This window comes from Leifsonia xyli, from assembly GCA_001647635.1.
In the GTDB taxonomy this organism is placed as follows: domain Bacteria; phylum Actinomycetota; class Actinomycetes; order Actinomycetales; family Microbacteriaceae; genus Leifsonia; species Leifsonia xyli_A.
Genome location: CP014761.1, coordinates 3,125,934 through 3,141,433, shown reverse-complemented (window position 1 = coordinate 3,141,433; position 15,500 = coordinate 3,125,934). Strand labels below are relative to the sequence as shown.

The following is a 15,500-nucleotide window of genomic DNA, read 5'->3' as shown; positions in this document are numbered from 1 at the left end:
TTGCCACGCGGGGCGGGCGCCTACCCCTCGAAGAACGCCGCGGCGGCGCGGGCGCGGTACACGACGTCGTCCAGGTCTTCGCCGCCGACGGTCACGTGCCCGACCTTGCGTCCGGGGCGCGGCGCCTTTCCGTAGCCGTGGAACTTGGCCTCGGGATGCGCGGCGAGCGCGGCCGGGTAGCGGTCCTGCAGCGTGCCCTCGGCCGGGCCGCCCAGGATGTTGACCATGACCGACCAGTCGGCACGCGGCTCCGTGGAGCCGAGCGGCAGGTCGAGCACCGCACGCAGGTGCTGCTCGAACTGGCTGGTGACGGCGCCTTCGATGGACCAGTGGCCGCTGTTGTGCGGGCGCATCGCGAGCTCGTTGACGAGGACCCGGCCGTCGGTCGTCTCGAACAGCTCCACGGCGAGGACTCCCGTCACGCCGAGACCCTCCGCGACGCGGTGCGCGATGTCGGCGGCGACCTCGGCCACCCGGCCCGCCGATCCCGGGGCCGGCGCGAGCACCTCGGCGCAGACGCCGTCGCGCTGGACCGTCTCGACGACCGGCCACGCGGCGATCTCGCCGGAGGGCCGCCGTGCGACGAGCTGCGCGAGCTCGCGGCGGAAGGGCACCAGCTCCTCCACCAGGAGCGCGCCGCCGCGGCCGTCCTCGGCGAGCGCGGCGAACCAGTCGTCGGCGCCGATGGCCTCGGACACCACCCGGACGCCCTTGCCGTCGTAGCCGCCGCGCGCCGTCTTCACGACCGCGCGACCGCCGTGGTCCGCCAGGAACGCCCCCAGCTCGTCGGCCGATTCGACGGCCGCCCAGTCCGGGACCGGCAGCCCCAACTCGCTCAGCTTGGCCCGCATCTGCAGCTTGTCCTGCGCGTAGAGGAGGGCATCCGGTCCGGGGTGCACCGGGACGCCCCGCGCGATCAGCTCGTTCAGGATCGGCTGCGGGACGTGCTCGTGATCGAACGTGACGACGTCGACGGTCTCAGCGAAGGCGAGCACGGTGTCGAGGTCGCGGTAGTCGCCCACGCCGGTGGCGGCGATATCGGCGCTCATCCCCTCGGCCTCCTCGAGCACCCGGATCTCGATGCCCAGCTCGATCGCGGGAGGGATCATCATCCGGGCCAACTGGCCTCCGCCGATCACTCCGACGATCTGACTAGCCATGGACTGCCCGCCTCTCTGATACTTTTCATGCCGGTTGGGGTGATTCACAGGAACGCGAAACCTCGTCCGCGTACCGTGAAGAACGCACTGACCATCTTCCCGCATCTCAGGCAGGGGCATGACGACCGAGACCCGCACCTCAGCGCACAAGGCGCGACTGCTGCCGCAGCTGATCAAGTTCGGCGCCGTCGGTGCTGTCGGCTTCGTCGTCAATCTGGTCGTCTTCAACGTCCTCATGCTCTTCGTGCTGGTCAACGTGCCGCACAAGACGCTGTACGCGACCGCCATCGCCACCCTCGTCGCCATCGCCGCCAACTGGCTCGGCAACCGCTACTGGGCGTTCGCGGGCAACCGCAACTCCGACGCGACCCGCGAGGGCATCGAGTTCTTCATCGTGAGCCTGGCCGGGATGGCCATCCCCCTGCTCTGCGTGTGGGTCTCCCACTACCTGCTGGGCTTCCAGAGCCTGCTGGCCGACAACATCGCCAACAACGTGGTGGGCCTCGCTCTCGGCACGGTCTTCCGCTTCGCGTTCTACCGCTGGTGGGTGTTCTCGCCCGAGCGGGCCGCCGCACGCGACCGTCGCGCCGCCGCACGCGGTGCCCTGTCGTCGGGTGCGCACGTCACTCCGCGGGCGGCGCGCGAGAAGCCGCCGATCACCGGTTCGACGCTAGCGGCTGCCCCAGACCGTGGTCTCATCGGTGACTGACTCCGACTGCTGACGGCGGACGGCGACGACCGTCTGCGAGTGGTCCATCAGCTCGGACAGCGCCCGCTGGACCTGGTCGGCCTTCGGCACGTCCTTGAGGACGACCGGGTGGTCGAGCCCGGAGTTGATCAGCACGTCACCCGAACGGAAGGCGCTCTGCAGCCAGGTGCGCCGCACGCTCACGTCGTAGCCGCGACTGTGCAGCAGCTCCTGACGCACCCGGATGAAGAATCCGTGCCGGATGATGAGCCGTCGCGTCGTGATCGTGTACCGGCGGCTGAGCCACGCGGCGAGCGGCAGCAGGAAGAGGAGCAGCACGACCGCGGCGGCGGCCGACCAGAGCAGCACGATCTCCCAGACCTCGTCGAGCCGGCCGGCGAAGAACCCCACAGCACCCGCGGCGGCGATCAGCGCCAGGCTCGGCCAGAACAGCCGGCGAGCGTTGGTCCGCAGCCGGGCGATGACGCGCTCGGGCGGCTGGGCGGGCTGCGCGAAGGTCCCGTCCGGGGTGCTGCTCATGCTCCATTAATACCGCAGGTGCGTCACGTCGCCCGCCGCCACCGCGGTGCGGCCCGCATCCGACTCCACGATGAGCCGGCCGTCCTCGTCGATGCCCGCCGCGGTCCCGAGCAGGTCGTCTCCCGAGGGCAGCTGGACGCGCACCGACCGGCCGACGGTGTGGCACGCCTCGACGACCTCGTCCCGCAGGGCGCTGCGGATCGGATCGCCCCCGGCCGCGAGGAACTCGCGGTAGACCGTGCTCAGCTGGATGAGATACGCCGAGAGCACGGCATCCGCGTCCACGCCGTCGGCCCCGGCGAGGGCGAGGGAGGTGGACGTCTCCGTCGGGAGCTGCTCGCGCGTCTGCGCCAGGTTGACGCCTGCGCCGATGATCAGCCCGGACAGGTCGGGAAGCAGCTCGGCCAGGATCCCGCACACCTTGTCGCCCTCGATGAGGACGTCATTGGGCCACTTCACCTGCACGCCGCCCGGCACGAGCGGTCCGAGCGCCCGGCTCATGGCGAGGCCGGCGAGAAGCGGGAACCAGCCGTATGCCGCAGAGGGCAGCCCGACGGGCTTGAGCAGGACCGAGATGGCGAGCGCCGTGCCGGGAGGGGTGACCCACTCGCGGCCGAGCCGACCGCGGCCGCCGGTCTGGTTGTCGGTGACCAGCACCGCGAGATCGGGCAGGTCGCCCGCGCGCTCGCGCAGGACGTCGTTGGTCGATCCCGCCTCGGGCAGGACCTCGAGCACGGGGACGATGGCACGGCTGCGTCGGAACTCCACGCGCCCAGTCTGTCGCACTGGCTCCGTTCCCCAGAGCGGACGGGCGGATTTGTAGGATTTCGTCAACGGCATGCCCGTTCCACTGGCCGGTAGAGTGAACGGCGTGACCGACACCGAAGACCGTCAGACCGACCAGCTCCCCGACCTGACCACCACCGCCGGCAAGCTCGCCGACCTGAAGGAACGGTTCCACGAGGCCGTGACCGCGAGCGGGCAGGCCGCCATCGAGAAGCAGCACGCCAAAGGCAAGCTGACCGCCCGCGAGCGGATCGACCTGCTGCTCGACCAGGGGTCCTTCGTCGAGCTGGACGAGTTCGTCCGCCACCGCACCCACGCCTTCGGCATGGAGGCCAAGCGCCCCTACGGCGATGCCGTCGTCACCGGCGTCGGCACCATCCACGGCCGCAATGTCGCCGTGTTCAGCCAGGACTTCACCATCTTCGGCGGCTCGCTCGGCGAGGTGGCCGGCGAGAAGATCATCAAGGTCATGGACCACGCGCTCAAGACCGGCGTGCCCATGATCGGCATCCTCGACTCCGGCGGCGCGCGCATCCAGGAGGGCGTGGTCGCGCTCGGCAAGTACGGCGAGATCTTCCGCCGCAACACCGCCGCCTCCGGCGTCATCCCGCAGATCTCGATCGTCATGGGCCCGGCGGCCGGCGGCGCGGTGTACTCTCCCGCGCTCACCGACTTCGTGATCATGGTCGACAAGTCGAGCCACATGTTCGTCACCGGCCCGGACGTCATCAAGACCGTCACCGGCGAGGACGTCGGCTTCGAGGAGCTCGGCGGCGCTCTGACCCACAACAAGGTCTCCGGCGTCTCCCACTACCTGGCGAGCGACGAGGAGGACGCCCTCGACTACGCGCGCACCCTGCTCAGCTACCTGCCGCAGAACAACCTGGCGGAGCTGCCCACCTTCCAGTCCGAGCCGGAGCTCGAGATCACGGACGCCGACCGGCGTCTCAACACGGTCATCCCGGACTCGCCGAATCAGCCGTACGACGTCAAGACGATCATCGAGGGCATCGTGGACGACGGCGAGTTCCTCGAGGTGCAGCCGCTGTTCGCGCCGAACATCGTCATCGGCTTCGCCCGGGTGGAGGGACGCTCCGTCGGCATCGTCGCCAACCAGCCGAGCTCCATGGCCGGGACGCTGAACATCGACGCGGGTGAGAAGGCGTCGCGGTTCGTGCGCTTCTGCGACGCGTTCGGCATCCCGATCCTGACCCTCGTCGACGTCCCCGGCTACCTGCCCGGCACGGACCAGGAGTGGACGGGCGTCATCCGCCGCGGTGCGAAGCTGCTGTACGCGTACGCCGAGGCGACCGTGCCCCTCGTCACGATCATCACCCGCAAGGCCTACGGCGGCGCCTACATCGTCATGGGCTCCAAGCAGCTCGGCGCCGACATCAACCTCGCCTGGCCGACCGCCGAGATCGCCGTCATGGGCGGTCAGGGTGCGGTCAACATCCTGTATCGGGGTGAGATCAAACGTGCGGAGGAGGCCGGCGAGGATGTCGCGGCCGTGCGGACGAAGCTCGCCAACGAGTACACTTACAACGTGGCCAGCCCGTTCCTGGCCGCCGAGCGCGGCGAGCTCGACGGCGTCATCGAGCCGGCCGCGACGCGCGTTTCGGTGATCAAGGCACTGCGTGCGCTGCGCACCAAGCGCGCTTCGCTGCCGCCGAAGAAGCACGGGAACATCCCGCTGTGAGCGGCGCGCACGCAGCGGCGGCGAGCGCGGACTCGCCGCTCGACCCCTCCCAGCTGCGGTTCCTCACGCGCGGCGTGACGCCGGAGGAGGTCGCCGCGGTGACCGCGGTGCTCGCTGCCGCGGCGGCCGAGCAGGCGGCGGCCGCCAAGGAGGCGCAGGCCGAGCAGGGGCCGGACGCCTGGGCTCGGACCCAGCGCGCCCTGCGCGGCGAACTGCGCCCCGGAACAGGCGCATGGCGATCGTTCTCGGGCTGAGATCGGGCGTTTGTACCCCGACTGGTCTGTCCCCCGAAAGCGGGTCGGGCGTCATGTCGCGGGTGCACCCTGAACGGGGGTCGTGTGGTGTCCCCCAGGTGTCCTCCAAAATGACGACTATGTATTTACTGGGAGCCGCACCACTATAGATATTGCTAGGTGTCTCTCCTCGTGAGTCACACCGCCAATCACTCGCCGACTAGGGTAAGCGGGCGAGTGCTTTGGGGGCGAGTCAGGGCGATATTCGGGTTGTCGCCCTGACTCGGGGTTTGAAAAGGGGCCGACAATTCGGGTGTCGGCCCCTTTCTCCTGTTAAAGACGGGAGCGCGCCCCGATTCGTGACGAGAGGTCGCGACGACCCGGTCCTCAGAGGGTGCCGACGGGACGCGGGATCTCGAGCCACAGGTCGACCTCGTCGTCCTCCGACTCCGCCCCGAGTGCGTTCGCGGCGCCGTCGTCCGACATGCGCAGGCCGACGACTGTCACGGCTGTCTTCGACGAGCGGGGAACCGTGCGCACGATGAGCTTGTCGGTGGTCGTCCCGCGGATGGCCTCGGCCAGTCTCCGCAGCACCGTCTCGAGCCCGCGCTGGTCGAGGTCGTCGATGCCGCCCTCGTCGAGCAGGCTGACGACCACGCCCCGGCGTCGCGCGTCCATGACCTCGCGGCGGACGTCGTCGTTGAGGAGCCGGCGTCCGCGGATCTCGTCGCGGATGGCCCCCTCCAGGTAGCGGCACTCTCGCCGTTCGGCCTCCGTGAGGTCTCCTCCCCGGCGGACGATCTCGGCGAGCATCGGCGCTGCGACGCGATAGGTCTGCCGCAGGCGCAGCTGTCGCTCCATGACGTGCGCCTCCTGAGCCGCCTGCCACTCCGTCGCCTCGCGCTCGGCGCGGGCGAACTGCAGCGCGTCCCGGCCGGCCTTCGCCAGCGAGCCCGAGATGACCACCGCGACGCCGACCCAGACGACCGAGCCGATCACGCCCAGTCCGGCGAGCGCGCCAGGACCGGCCCAGACCACCGTCTGCACCGCGAGGAACCCGACACCGACCCAGGCGACGACCTGCTGGCGGCGGACCGCGCAGATGGTCATCAGGGTGCCGACCGCGGCGACGTACCAGGTGGCGTAGCCGTTGTCCTTCGCCGGATCGAGCTGGCTGGTCACGAGGATGGTCGCGACGATGCTCACGGCCAGGTCGAACGCGGCCAGCCAGAGCGGCATCTTGGTCGGACTCGTGGGCCACAGGCTGAGGATGGTGGCGATCCCGTACAGCACCATGGCCACGACGGCCGGCCCGGGCGCCGCCGGCGTCGACAGCGACGAGAGCGCGAGGAAGAGGTGGTACGCCGAGAAGAGGGCACCGAGGCTGAGGAAGAGGACGCGGTTGAGGGTGATCACTCGGCCGCCTCCGCCGCCGTGGCCGGAGCCAGCGGGTCGTGCAGCGCCGTCGCCGCGGAGGTGCCGCCCAGCGCGCTCTGGTCGGCCGACGGCCAGAGGATGGTCACCGTCGTCCCGACGCCCGGCTCGGACTCGATGCTCGCGCGGCCGCCGACCTTGGCGAGCCGGTCCCGGATGCTGATCCGCAGCCCCAGCCGCTCCGCGGGAACCTCGGACTCGGTGAAACCGCGGCCGTCGTCGCGCACGACGACCTCCACGGTCGCCGCCGGTCCTCCGCCGCGGATCGAGACGCTCCGGTGCACCTCCGGGCCGCCGGCGTGCTGCATGCTGTTCACCATGGCCTGGACCGTGGCCGAGTAGACCGCCTCGGCGACGTTGACCGGCAGCGTGTGGACCTCCACGTCGTACACCTCGACGTCGAACGGGGAGGAGAAGGCGTTCGCGGCGGTCACCAGGCGTTCGGTGAGCCGATCGAGGCCGACAGCCGACTGGTCCTCGGGGGTCGCCGCCTCGGCGGCGTGCAGGTGCCCGATGGCGTCCGCCGCCATCGCGGCGGCGAGCTCCTTCTGCTCGGGGGTCCGCGCCGAGGCGGCCGAGAGCAGGGTGGTGAGCACGCTGTCGTGGACGATCGCATCCACCTGGACGCGCTCAACCTCGGTCGCGTGCTGGCGGACCGCATTGGCATAGCGTGCGAGAGCCTGGCTCTGCGCGGTGTCGACGGCGCTCGACGCCTGCCGCATCATCGCGATGATGGCGAGGATGACGCCGCCGAGGATGATCGCGTAGATGGTGTCCAGGGCGGCCAGCTCGAAGCCGACTCCGCCGCCCGCCGGGAGCGCGCGGACGACGCCGTACGCGATCGGGGCCAGGAACGTGTACGCGATGGCGAGCCACAGCGGATATGCGACCGCGGCGAACGCGGTGAAGACGGAGCACAGGAACCAGACCCACGGCTTGTCGGTCTGGAAGGCGGCCGGGTCGCCCGCGATGAGCGGCCAGGTGACGATGGCGGCGAGGTAGACGACGGCGAGCACGGCCATCGCGATCTTCACACCGCGCTGGACGACGGCGAGGATCACGGTGAGTGCGAGGCCGCCGAAGACGGCGATCATCCACGCGGCCCCCCACGGCTCCCGCAGGTCGTGCAGCTGGCCGAGAGCGGTCGGCAGCGTCTGCAGGCCGAACACGAGGCCGAAGGCGGAGACCGTCCGGTCCGCGATGCGCTCGATGCGCGCGCGGCTCAGCGGGTTGCGGGGTTTGGCCGACTCCAACGGCAGGCCGGGGCGAACCCCGCTAGGAACGCTCATTGCCCGTCTCCGGGTCGAGCCCGGGGAGGATGCCGTCCTCCACCGCCCTGCGGAGGAGGTCCACCTTGGTGGGCGCCGGCCGGCCGACCTCGACGTACTTGACGCGGATGCGGTCGAGGTACTCGCGAGCCGTGGAGTTCGCGATGCCGAGCTGCGCCGCCACGGCCTTCAGGGGCAGTCCGGACGCGTAGAGGTGGAGCACGTCGCGCTCGCGGCGCCCGAGCTGGGCCTTCGCGAAGTCGCTGTCGGCGTCGATCGCGGTGGCCCACTCCAGGTTGTTGAGCACATCGCCGCGCGCGACCGTGGCGATCGCACTGATCACGGTGGTGGTCGGGGAGGACTTGGGGATGACGCCCGCGGCGCCGGCGGCCAGCGCCTCCCGGACGCTCGCCACCCGGTCCGCGATGCTGTGCACGAGCACGGCCGCGCCGGTCGCCTGCGCGCGCTTGACGTTGTCGGTGACCTTCGAGCCGTCGCCGAGCGACAGGTCCAGCACGACGACGTCGCACTCCTGCGAGCCGAGCTGGGACACGAAGTCGTCCACCGTGGGAGCGGTCACGACGACGTCGTACCCCGCGTCCTGGCAGGCCGCCTTCAGCCCCAGGCGCACGGACTCGTGATCGTCGACGATTGCCACCCGCACCATGCTGACCATCGTAGGGGGTGAATGCATTCGGTCGTGTTCCACCGTCAGCGCGTCAGCGTGGCGACCGCCTCGACGTGGTGCGTGTTGGGGAACAGGTCGAACGCACGCATCCCGCGCAGCTCATAGCCGTGCCGGGCGAAGAACGCGAGGTCGCGCGCCAGTGCGACCGGGTCGCAGGCGACGTAGACGACCTGCGCCGGGGTCAGCGACGAGATCGCGTCGACGACCTCGCGGCCGGCGCCGGAGCGCGGCGGGTCGAGCACGACGGTCGCCGCCCGCAGCCGTGCGCGCTCCGCGGCGGACGCGTCCGCGGCGACGCGGGTGATGTACCGCTCCACCCGGTCCGTGATCGCCGAGGCGCCGACCCAGTCGGCGAGGTTCTCCGCCGCGTCGTCGGTGGCCGCTTCGCTGCTCTCGACGGAGGTGATCCGCAGGGTCGAGCCGAACCTGTCCCCGAGCGCGGCGGCGAGCAGCCCGACGCCGCCGTACAGGTCGAGGTTGGCGGCACGCGGGTCGAACAGCGCTTCGTCGACGGCGGACTGCACGGCCTCGGTGAGAGTCTGCGCGGCGGCGCGGTGGACCTGCCAGAAGCCGCGGGCGTCGAGCCGGAACTCGCGATCGCCGACCCTCTCGCGGATGGGGACCGGCTGAGGCCGGGAGCGCGGACGCTGCGGCCGCGCCCCGGCACGGTTGCGGCCGCGGCCGGCGCGGTTCCCCGCCGCGTTGCGGTTTCCGCTCGGACGCTCCGGCGCGTCGTTGACGAGGACGTGGGAGGTGCCGAGCCCCGTCGCGACGACATCCACCGACTCCGCGCCGGGAAAGAGCTGCCCGAACGGCGTCGCCTCCTGCACGAGCGCGGTCGCGAGCGGGAGGTCGTCCACCGGGATGACCGTGTGCGAGCGCGGCGCGAACGGACCGAGACGGCCCGTGCGGTCGACCTGGAGGCGGACGCGGGTGCGCCATCCCGTGCCGTCGTCCGTCTCGCCGGCGACCGGCTCGACGGTGACGCGGCCGCCGCCCACGCCGGCCATGGCGACGGCCTCGGGCGACAGCTTCGCAGTACGGGTGAGCGCATCCTCGATCACGCGGCGCTTCAACTCGCGCTGGTGCTCCAGACGGATGTGGCCGAACTCCGCGCCGCCCGCGCGCTGCGCCGGCGGACGCTCGATCGCCGCGGCCGCCCACACGTGCGGCTGCCGCTCGGGCGCGGCCTTCAGCACCTCCACCACCTCGCCGCGCCAGAAGCTCTCGTGCCGGGTGTCGCCGATGCGCACGCGCACCCGCTCCCCCGGCATCGTGTCGGGGACGAAGACCACGCGTCCTTCGTGCCGGGCGACGAACACGCCGCCGTGGGCGACGTTGGTAATGTCGAGCTCGACCTCGTGCTGCGCGAGGTCTCCCTCATCGTTCTGGGGCATCCTTCGAGCATTCCATAGGTGACCATGCGCCTCTACCTCGCCTCCACCTCCCCGGCCCGGCTCGCCCTGCTGCGGGCAGCGGGCATCGAGCCGGTGGTCGTCCCATCGCATGTCGACGAGCCGGCCGCCGTCGCCGCGGCCGAAGCCGAGCACGGACCGTTGAACGCGGACGCGATGGTGCAGCTGCTGGCGCGCCTGAAGGCGGAGGCGGTGCGCGGCACCCTCGACGGCGAGCCCCTCGACGGCCTGATCCTCGGCGGTGACTCCGCGTTCGCGATCGACGGCGCCATCCACGGCAAGCCGCACCTGCCGGAGATCGCCCGCGAGCGCTGGCTTCGGCAGCGCGGCCGGACCGGCGTGCTGCACTCCGGCCACTGGCTCATCGACCACCGCGACGGCCGAGAGAACGCCGCTGCGGGAGCCGTCGCCACCGCAGCCGTCACCTTCGCCGACGTGACCGACGCCGAGATCGACGCGTACGTCGCCAGTGGGGAGCCGCTGGAGGTAGCCGGCGCGTTCACCGTCGACAGCCTCGGCGGCCCGTTCATCACCCGGGTGGAGGGCGACCCGAGCACCGTCGTCGGGCTCTCGCTCTCGACGCTGCGCGACCTGGTGCGCGAGCTCGGCGTCGAGTGGACGTCGCTGTGGAATCGCGGCCACTGACACCGCATCTTGTAGGCTCCTGAAGTCTTCGGCGTCCCATTTTTGTGGGGATCGACCAAAGGTCGTTCGATATCGAGCAATAGGCTAGGGAACTGTGCCACGTATCACCAAGGTTTTGATCGCCAACCGCGGCGAGATCGCCGTCCGTGTCATCCGTGCGGCGAAGGACAGCGGTATCGCGTCCGTCGCGGTGTACGCGGACCAGGATCGCGACGCCGTCCACGTCCGCCTCGCCGACGAGGCGTACGCCCTCGACGGGACCACCAGCGCCGACACCTACCTGGTGATCGACAAGCTGCTGTCGGTCGCCCGCCGCTCGGGCGCCGACGCGGTCCACCCGGGCTACGGCTTCCTCGCCGAGAACGCCGATTTCGCCCGCGCCGTGATCGCCGCCGGCCTCACCTGGATCGGCCCGTCGCCGGAGGCCATCGAGCGCCTGGGTGACAAGGTCTCGGCGCGTCATGTCGCCGAGAAGGTGGGCGCCCCGCTCGCCCCGGGAACCCTGAACCCGGTCGCCGACGCGTCCGAGGTGCTCGACTTCGTCGACGTGTACGGCCTCCCCGTCGCCATCAAGGCGGCCTTCGGCGGCGGCGGTCGCGGCCTCAAGGTCGCCCGCACCCGCGAAGAGGTGCCCGAGCTCTTCGAGTCGGCCACCCGCGAGGCCATCGCGGCGTTCGGCCGCGGCGAGTGCTTCGTCGAGAAGTACCTCGACCAGCCGCGTCACGTCGAGACCCAGTGTCTCGCCGACGCCTACGGCAACGTGGTCGTGGTCTCCACGCGCGACTGCTCGCTGCAGCGCCGCCACCAGAAGCTCGTCGAGGAGGCGCCCGCGCCGTTCCTCACGCCCGAGCAGATGGAGAAGCTCTACTCGTCGTCCAAGGCCATCCTCAAGGAGGTCGGCTACCAGGGCGCGGGCACGTGCGAGTTCCTGATCGGCAAGGACGGCACCGTGTCGTTCCTCGAGGTCAACACCCGTCTTCAGGTCGAGCACCCGGTCTCCGAAGAGGTCACCGGCATCGACCTCGTGCGCGAGCAGTTCCGCCTCGCCGAGGGCGGCGAGCTGGACTACGACGACCCGGCTCCGCGCGGACACTCCTTCGAGTTCCGGATCAACGGCGAGGACGCCGGCCGCAACTTCATCCCCTCCCCGGGCCCCGTGCACGTGTTCAAGGCCCCCGGCGGCCCCGGCGTGCGCGTCGACAGCGGCATCCAGGCGGGCGACGTCATCAGCGGCGCCTTCGACTCCATGCTCGCGAAGCTCATCGTGACCGGCTCCAGCCGCGAGGAGGCGCTCGAGCGCTCCCGCCGCGCCCTCGAGGAGTTCGAGGTCGCCGGTCTGCCGACCGTCCTCCCCTTCCACCGCGCCATCGTGCGCGATCCGGCTTTCGCCCCGCAGGACGGCGAGCCGTTCTCGGTGTACACCCGCTGGATCGAGACCGAGTGGGTCAACGACATCGAGCCGTGGTCGGGCGAGCTGGGCGACCAGGCTGCCGCCGAGCGTCGCAGCAACGTCGTGGTGGAGGTCGAGGGCAAGCGGATCGAGGTGTCGCTGCCCGCACGCCTGCTCTCCGGCGGCGGTTCCGCCGGCGCAGCCGCCGCGGCCGCTCCGGCGCCGCGTCGCCGCGGTGCGGCGCACAGCGTCGAGACGGCGACCGGCGACTCGGTCACCGCTCCGATGCAGGCCACCGTCGTCAAGGTCGCGGTCGCGGACGGCGACCCGGTCGTCAAGGGTGACCTCGTGCTCGTCCTCGAAGCCATGAAGATGGAGCAGCCGCTCACCGCCCACAAGGACGGCACGGTCTCCGGCATCAACGCCGCGGTCGGCGAGACCGTCTCCTCCGGCCACCTGCTGCTCAACATCGTCTGACACGCGCCGGCGCGCGCCGCGCACCGTCCGAAAGGGAGGAGTCTCCGAGCCACCCGGCTCGAGGGCTCCTCCCTTTCGCGTTTCAGCTCGCTTCACGGACACTGTCTTCCTCCCTTCTCAGCAGGCCCAGCATCCGCTCGACCGCATCCACGGCGGCCACGGAATGGTCCAACACCTGCCGAGCGGGCACGCGGAGCCACCGCATCCCCCGCAGCGCGAGCGCGGTATCGCGCGCGCGATCACGCTCGAACGCACCCGGTCCCGATGGAACGCGAAGCCGTCGACCTCGACGAGAAGCATCCCGTCGATCCGCATGTCGACACGCCCCACCCCCGAGACCTGCAGTTGCTGCTCGACCCGATGGCCCCGGCTCTCGAGCAGCTGGCGGAGGATCGACTCCACCCCGGATTCCGAACCGGGTCGCGCTTGTTGGGCGAGCCGACGCGACGACTGAGGCTCCCCGGCGAAGATGCGGTCGAGGCCGTATGGTGAGACACGACCCGACGTCAGAGCAGTGTCCAGCACGGCGACGGCCGTGACGTCATCGGCGCAGCGCACCACGGTGCGCAGACAGTCGTGGAACGACACTCGCCAGATCTCGGGATGCTCCTCGACCCGCCGCCAATGCCGGACGATCCGCGGAGCGTCAGTGCCAGACCTACCTAAGTTCGGAGGCACGGCGAGGTGGATGCGGTCGTCCGTACCTCCCCAGAGCCCGTAGGTTCGCGCCGCCGACAGGCAGCAGAGACGCGAACCTGCGGAAAGGGCGACGAGTATCGGATGCGGCGCCGACAAGGACGCGTAACGACCGTTGCGTGGCCGCAGCAGCTCCCCGGACGAGACCGCCGCTGTCAACTCGCGCTGAGTCACTCCGGCGCTGCGGAGCTGACGCGTTGAGGCTGCGCCTCCCCAGCGCTCGAGTCGTTCGTTCCAGGTCATGCATCCATCGTCGCGAGCGACAGGCCTCGCGACACGGTGACCCCGAGATCTGTGGAGATGTCGCCGCACCTACGACCTGTGGACGGGTTCATAAGGGAGGAGGGCCTAGCCGACACGCCGCCGGATGTCGCGAAAGGGAGGGAACCGGCTGCTGCCGGACGCCGATGTCCTCCATTTCGAGCGGAGCGGAGAGGGCGCGGGAAAGGGAGGAGGGCCGAGCCGACACGCCGCCGGGTAATGCGAAAGGGAGGAGAACGGACAGCTGAGGGAGGCGGATGTCCTCCGTTTCTGGCGGCGGCGGGACACGCGCGGCGGGGGCGGCGGCGGAGCGTCAGCCGGTGGCCTCGGTGGGGTCGCCCTTGAGGTCGATGCTGATCTCGTCGGCGTCGAGGTTGGTGAGCGCGCCCGCGAGGACGTCGGCGCTGAACGTGCCGTCGTCACGGGCGTCGAGGAGGGCGTCGCGCTGGGCGCGCAGGCGGGCGAGGCGGGCGGCCTTGTGCTCGGCGAAGGCTTCCGGCGTGCGCTCTCGCGTGGCCGGCTCAGGGACGGACTTGCCCGCTTCGTAGAGCACCTCCAAGAGCCGCCGCCGCTCCTCCTTCTCGGCCGCAGGATCCGCCGCGGCGGGCTTCACCAGCCGCAGGACGAGCCCGAGGGTTCCGCCCTGCAGCAGGAGCGACCCCGCAGCGATGAGGAACGCGATGAGGACGAGTACGGAGCGGCCCGGAGTATCGCCGGGAAGCGACTGGGCGGCGGCGACGGTCACGGCTCCGCGCATCCCGGCCCACACGACGATCGCGCCCTCGCGCCAGCCGAGCGGTGCGCCGGTGAAGTACTCGATGTCCGCGATCAGCCGCCGCACGCGCGTGCCGAACCGCGCGAGGTTCTCGGCGGTCGGGACGCCGCGCCGCGCGAGACGTCGCCGCCGCCGTTCGGCCTGCTTCGGCGAGACCGTCCGTGCAGCATCGGCCACCGCGAAGGGCGACAGGTCCGCGACCGGTGGGTTCTCGTCGGCGCCGGTCGTCAGCGCCGGCGTCTCGGCGGGCGCGATCCGCTGGGCGATCCCGCGCTGCACCGCTTCGGGATCGGAGAGGTGCTCCTGCATCTGCTCCAGCCGCGGTCGCATGCGCTGACCGCGGCGGTGGCGCCGGGCGAGCAGCGCCAGCAGCGGCGCGACGAAGGCCGCCCGCACCACGATGGTGAGAACCAGGGCGAGCGCCGCGATGCCGACCGCCGGCGCCACCCCGGAATGGTCCTGCTGCACCTTCTGCAGGATGCCGAACAGCTCGAGCCCCATCGTGAGGAAGATCAGCCCTTCGAGGATGAGCTCGACCGTCCGCCAGTTCTGCGCATCGGACAGCCGGTGCTCGGGTGACAGCACACGCGGCGCCCGGAAGCCGGTGACGAGTCCCGCAACCACCGCCGCCACGAGCCCCGATGCCCCGAGCGCTTCGGCCGGGATGGACGCGAGGAACGGCACGGTGAACGAGATCACCGTGTTGACCGTCGCGTCCTTGACCCGGGCGCGCACGAGCAGGTTGAGCCAGCCCACGAGGCCGCCGAACGCAACGGCGATCACGACCGAATAAACGAACGAGAGTGTCACCGCGCCGACCGTGAAGGTCGCCACGCCCGCCGCCGCGACCGCGGCCCGCAACAGCACCAGCGCGGTCGCGTCGTTCAGCAGACTCTCGCCTTCCAGGATCGCGACCACCCGGGGCGAGACGCCCGCGCGCTTGACGATGCCGGTGGCCACGGCGTCCGTCGGACTCACGATCGCCCCGAGCGCGACGCCCCAGCCGAGGCCCAGCCCGGGGATGATCCAGGCGAAGAACAGCCCCAGCACCACCGAACTGACGATGACCAGGATGACAGATAGGCCGCCGATCGCGCCGAACTCCCGCCGGAAGGTCATCGCCGGCATCGACACCGACGCCGAGTAGAGCAGCGGCGGCAGCACCCCCGCGATCACCCACTCCGGCTGGATCACCAGAGCCGGGACGAACGGCAGCAGGCTCACGAGGATTCCGACCACCACGAGGATGAGCGGCGAGGCCACCCCGAACTTCGGCCCGATGGTGGTGGCGGCCGCGATCGTCAGGACGGCGAGGACGCCGATGACGAGCGCGGTCTCCATCCCC

At 71.0% G+C, this 15,500-nt stretch carries 14 protein-coding genes; 5 read left to right on the top strand and 9 right to left on the bottom strand.

The genetic code is table 11. The features are described 5' to 3' along the window. Positions 1-20 precede the first annotated feature (20 nt). Positions 21-1,160, bottom strand: coding sequence for a 5-(carboxyamino)imidazole ribonucleotide synthase (locus tag A0130_15415; protein ANF32863.1), 1,140 nt, complete (start codon positions 1,158-1,160; stop codon positions 21-23). Between the two features lie 118 nt (positions 1,161-1,278). Between A0130_15415 and A0130_15410 the strand changes: the two genes are divergently transcribed. Further along, entirely contained in the window at positions 1,279-1,869 is a 591-nt protein-coding gene (locus tag A0130_15410) for a hypothetical protein (GenBank protein ANF32862.1), read from the top strand. Here the strand turns inward: A0130_15410 and A0130_15405 are convergent. Continuing rightward, on the bottom strand, positions 1,831-2,331 hold the full coding sequence (locus tag A0130_15405; GenBank protein ID ANF33484.1) for a hypothetical protein: 501 nt from the start codon (positions 2,329-2,331) through the stop codon (positions 1,831-1,833). The genes A0130_15410 and A0130_15405 overlap by 39 nt on opposite strands. Before the next feature lie 63 nt (positions 2,332-2,394). Then, positions 2,395-3,156 (bottom strand): biotin--[acetyl-CoA-carboxylase] ligase, encoded by a 762-nt coding sequence (locus A0130_15400; protein ANF32861.1) that lies wholly within the window; start codon positions 3,154-3,156, stop codon positions 2,395-2,397. Between the two features lie 70 nt (positions 3,157-3,226). Between A0130_15400 and A0130_15395 the strand changes: the two genes are divergently transcribed. Together A0130_15395 and A0130_15390 are read left to right on the top strand one after the other, a co-directional pair. Continuing rightward, complete coding sequence (locus A0130_15395) at positions 3,227-4,873, top strand: methylmalonyl-CoA carboxyltransferase (GenBank protein ANF32860.1); 1,647 nt, start codon at positions 3,227-3,229, stop codon at positions 4,871-4,873. Continuing rightward, positions 4,870-5,127, top strand: coding sequence for a hypothetical protein (locus tag A0130_15390; protein ID ANF32859.1), 258 nt, complete (start codon positions 4,870-4,872; stop codon positions 5,125-5,127). Before A0130_15395 ends, A0130_15390 begins: the two co-directional genes overlap by 4 nt. A gap of 366 nt (positions 5,128-5,493) precedes the next feature. Here the strand turns inward: A0130_15390 and A0130_15385 are convergent, their stop codons facing one another. The 4 genes from A0130_15385 to A0130_15370 are packed head-to-tail and all read right to left on the bottom strand — an operon-like array spanning position 5,494 to position 9,893. Next, on the bottom strand, positions 5,494-6,522 hold the full coding sequence (locus tag A0130_15385) for a hypothetical protein (protein ANF32858.1): 1,029 nt from the start codon (positions 6,520-6,522) through the stop codon (positions 5,494-5,496). After that, the gene (locus A0130_15380) at positions 6,519-7,829 is read right to left on the bottom strand and encodes a two-component system sensor protein (protein ANF32857.1); all 1,311 of its coding nucleotides are present in this window, start codon (positions 7,827-7,829) and stop codon (positions 6,519-6,521) included. The genes A0130_15385 and A0130_15380 overlap by 4 nt, the downstream gene beginning before the upstream one ends. Next, positions 7,816-8,475 (bottom strand): LuxR family transcriptional regulator, encoded by a 660-nt coding sequence (locus A0130_15375; GenBank protein ANF32856.1) that lies wholly within the window; start codon positions 8,473-8,475, stop codon positions 7,816-7,818. The genes A0130_15380 and A0130_15375 overlap by 14 nt, the downstream gene beginning before the upstream one ends. A gap of 44 nt (positions 8,476-8,519) precedes the next feature. Further along, a complete protein-coding gene (locus A0130_15370; GenBank protein ID ANF32855.1) occupies positions 8,520-9,893 on the bottom strand; it encodes a 23S rRNA methyltransferase in 1,374 nt (457 codons plus the stop codon). Between the two features lie 18 nt (positions 9,894-9,911). Here A0130_15370 and A0130_15365 point away from each other — a divergent pair, with 18 nt between their 5' ends. Further along, positions 9,912-10,556, top strand: coding sequence for a septum formation inhibitor Maf (locus tag A0130_15365; protein ID ANF32854.1), 645 nt, complete (start codon positions 9,912-9,914; stop codon positions 10,554-10,556). 94 nt (positions 10,557-10,650) lie between these two features. Beyond that, the gene (locus tag A0130_15360; protein ID ANF32853.1) at positions 10,651-12,423 is read left to right on the top strand and encodes an acetyl-/propionyl-CoA carboxylase subunit alpha; all 1,773 of its coding nucleotides are present in this window, start codon (positions 10,651-10,653) and stop codon (positions 12,421-12,423) included. A gap of 117 nt (positions 12,424-12,540) precedes the next feature. Here A0130_15360 and A0130_15355 read toward each other — a convergent pair whose 3' ends face one another. Both A0130_15355 and A0130_15350 read right to left on the bottom strand, forming a co-directional pair. Continuing rightward, positions 12,541-13,011, bottom strand: a complete 471-nt coding sequence (locus tag A0130_15355) for a hypothetical protein (GenBank protein ID ANF32852.1) — start codon at positions 13,009-13,011, stop codon at positions 12,541-12,543. 682 nt (positions 13,012-13,693) lie between these two features. Beyond that, positions 13,694-15,496, bottom strand: a complete 1,803-nt coding sequence (locus tag A0130_15350) for a hypothetical protein (GenBank protein ID ANF32851.1) — start codon at positions 15,494-15,496, stop codon at positions 13,694-13,696. Between the last annotated feature and the right edge of the window lie 4 nt (positions 15,497-15,500).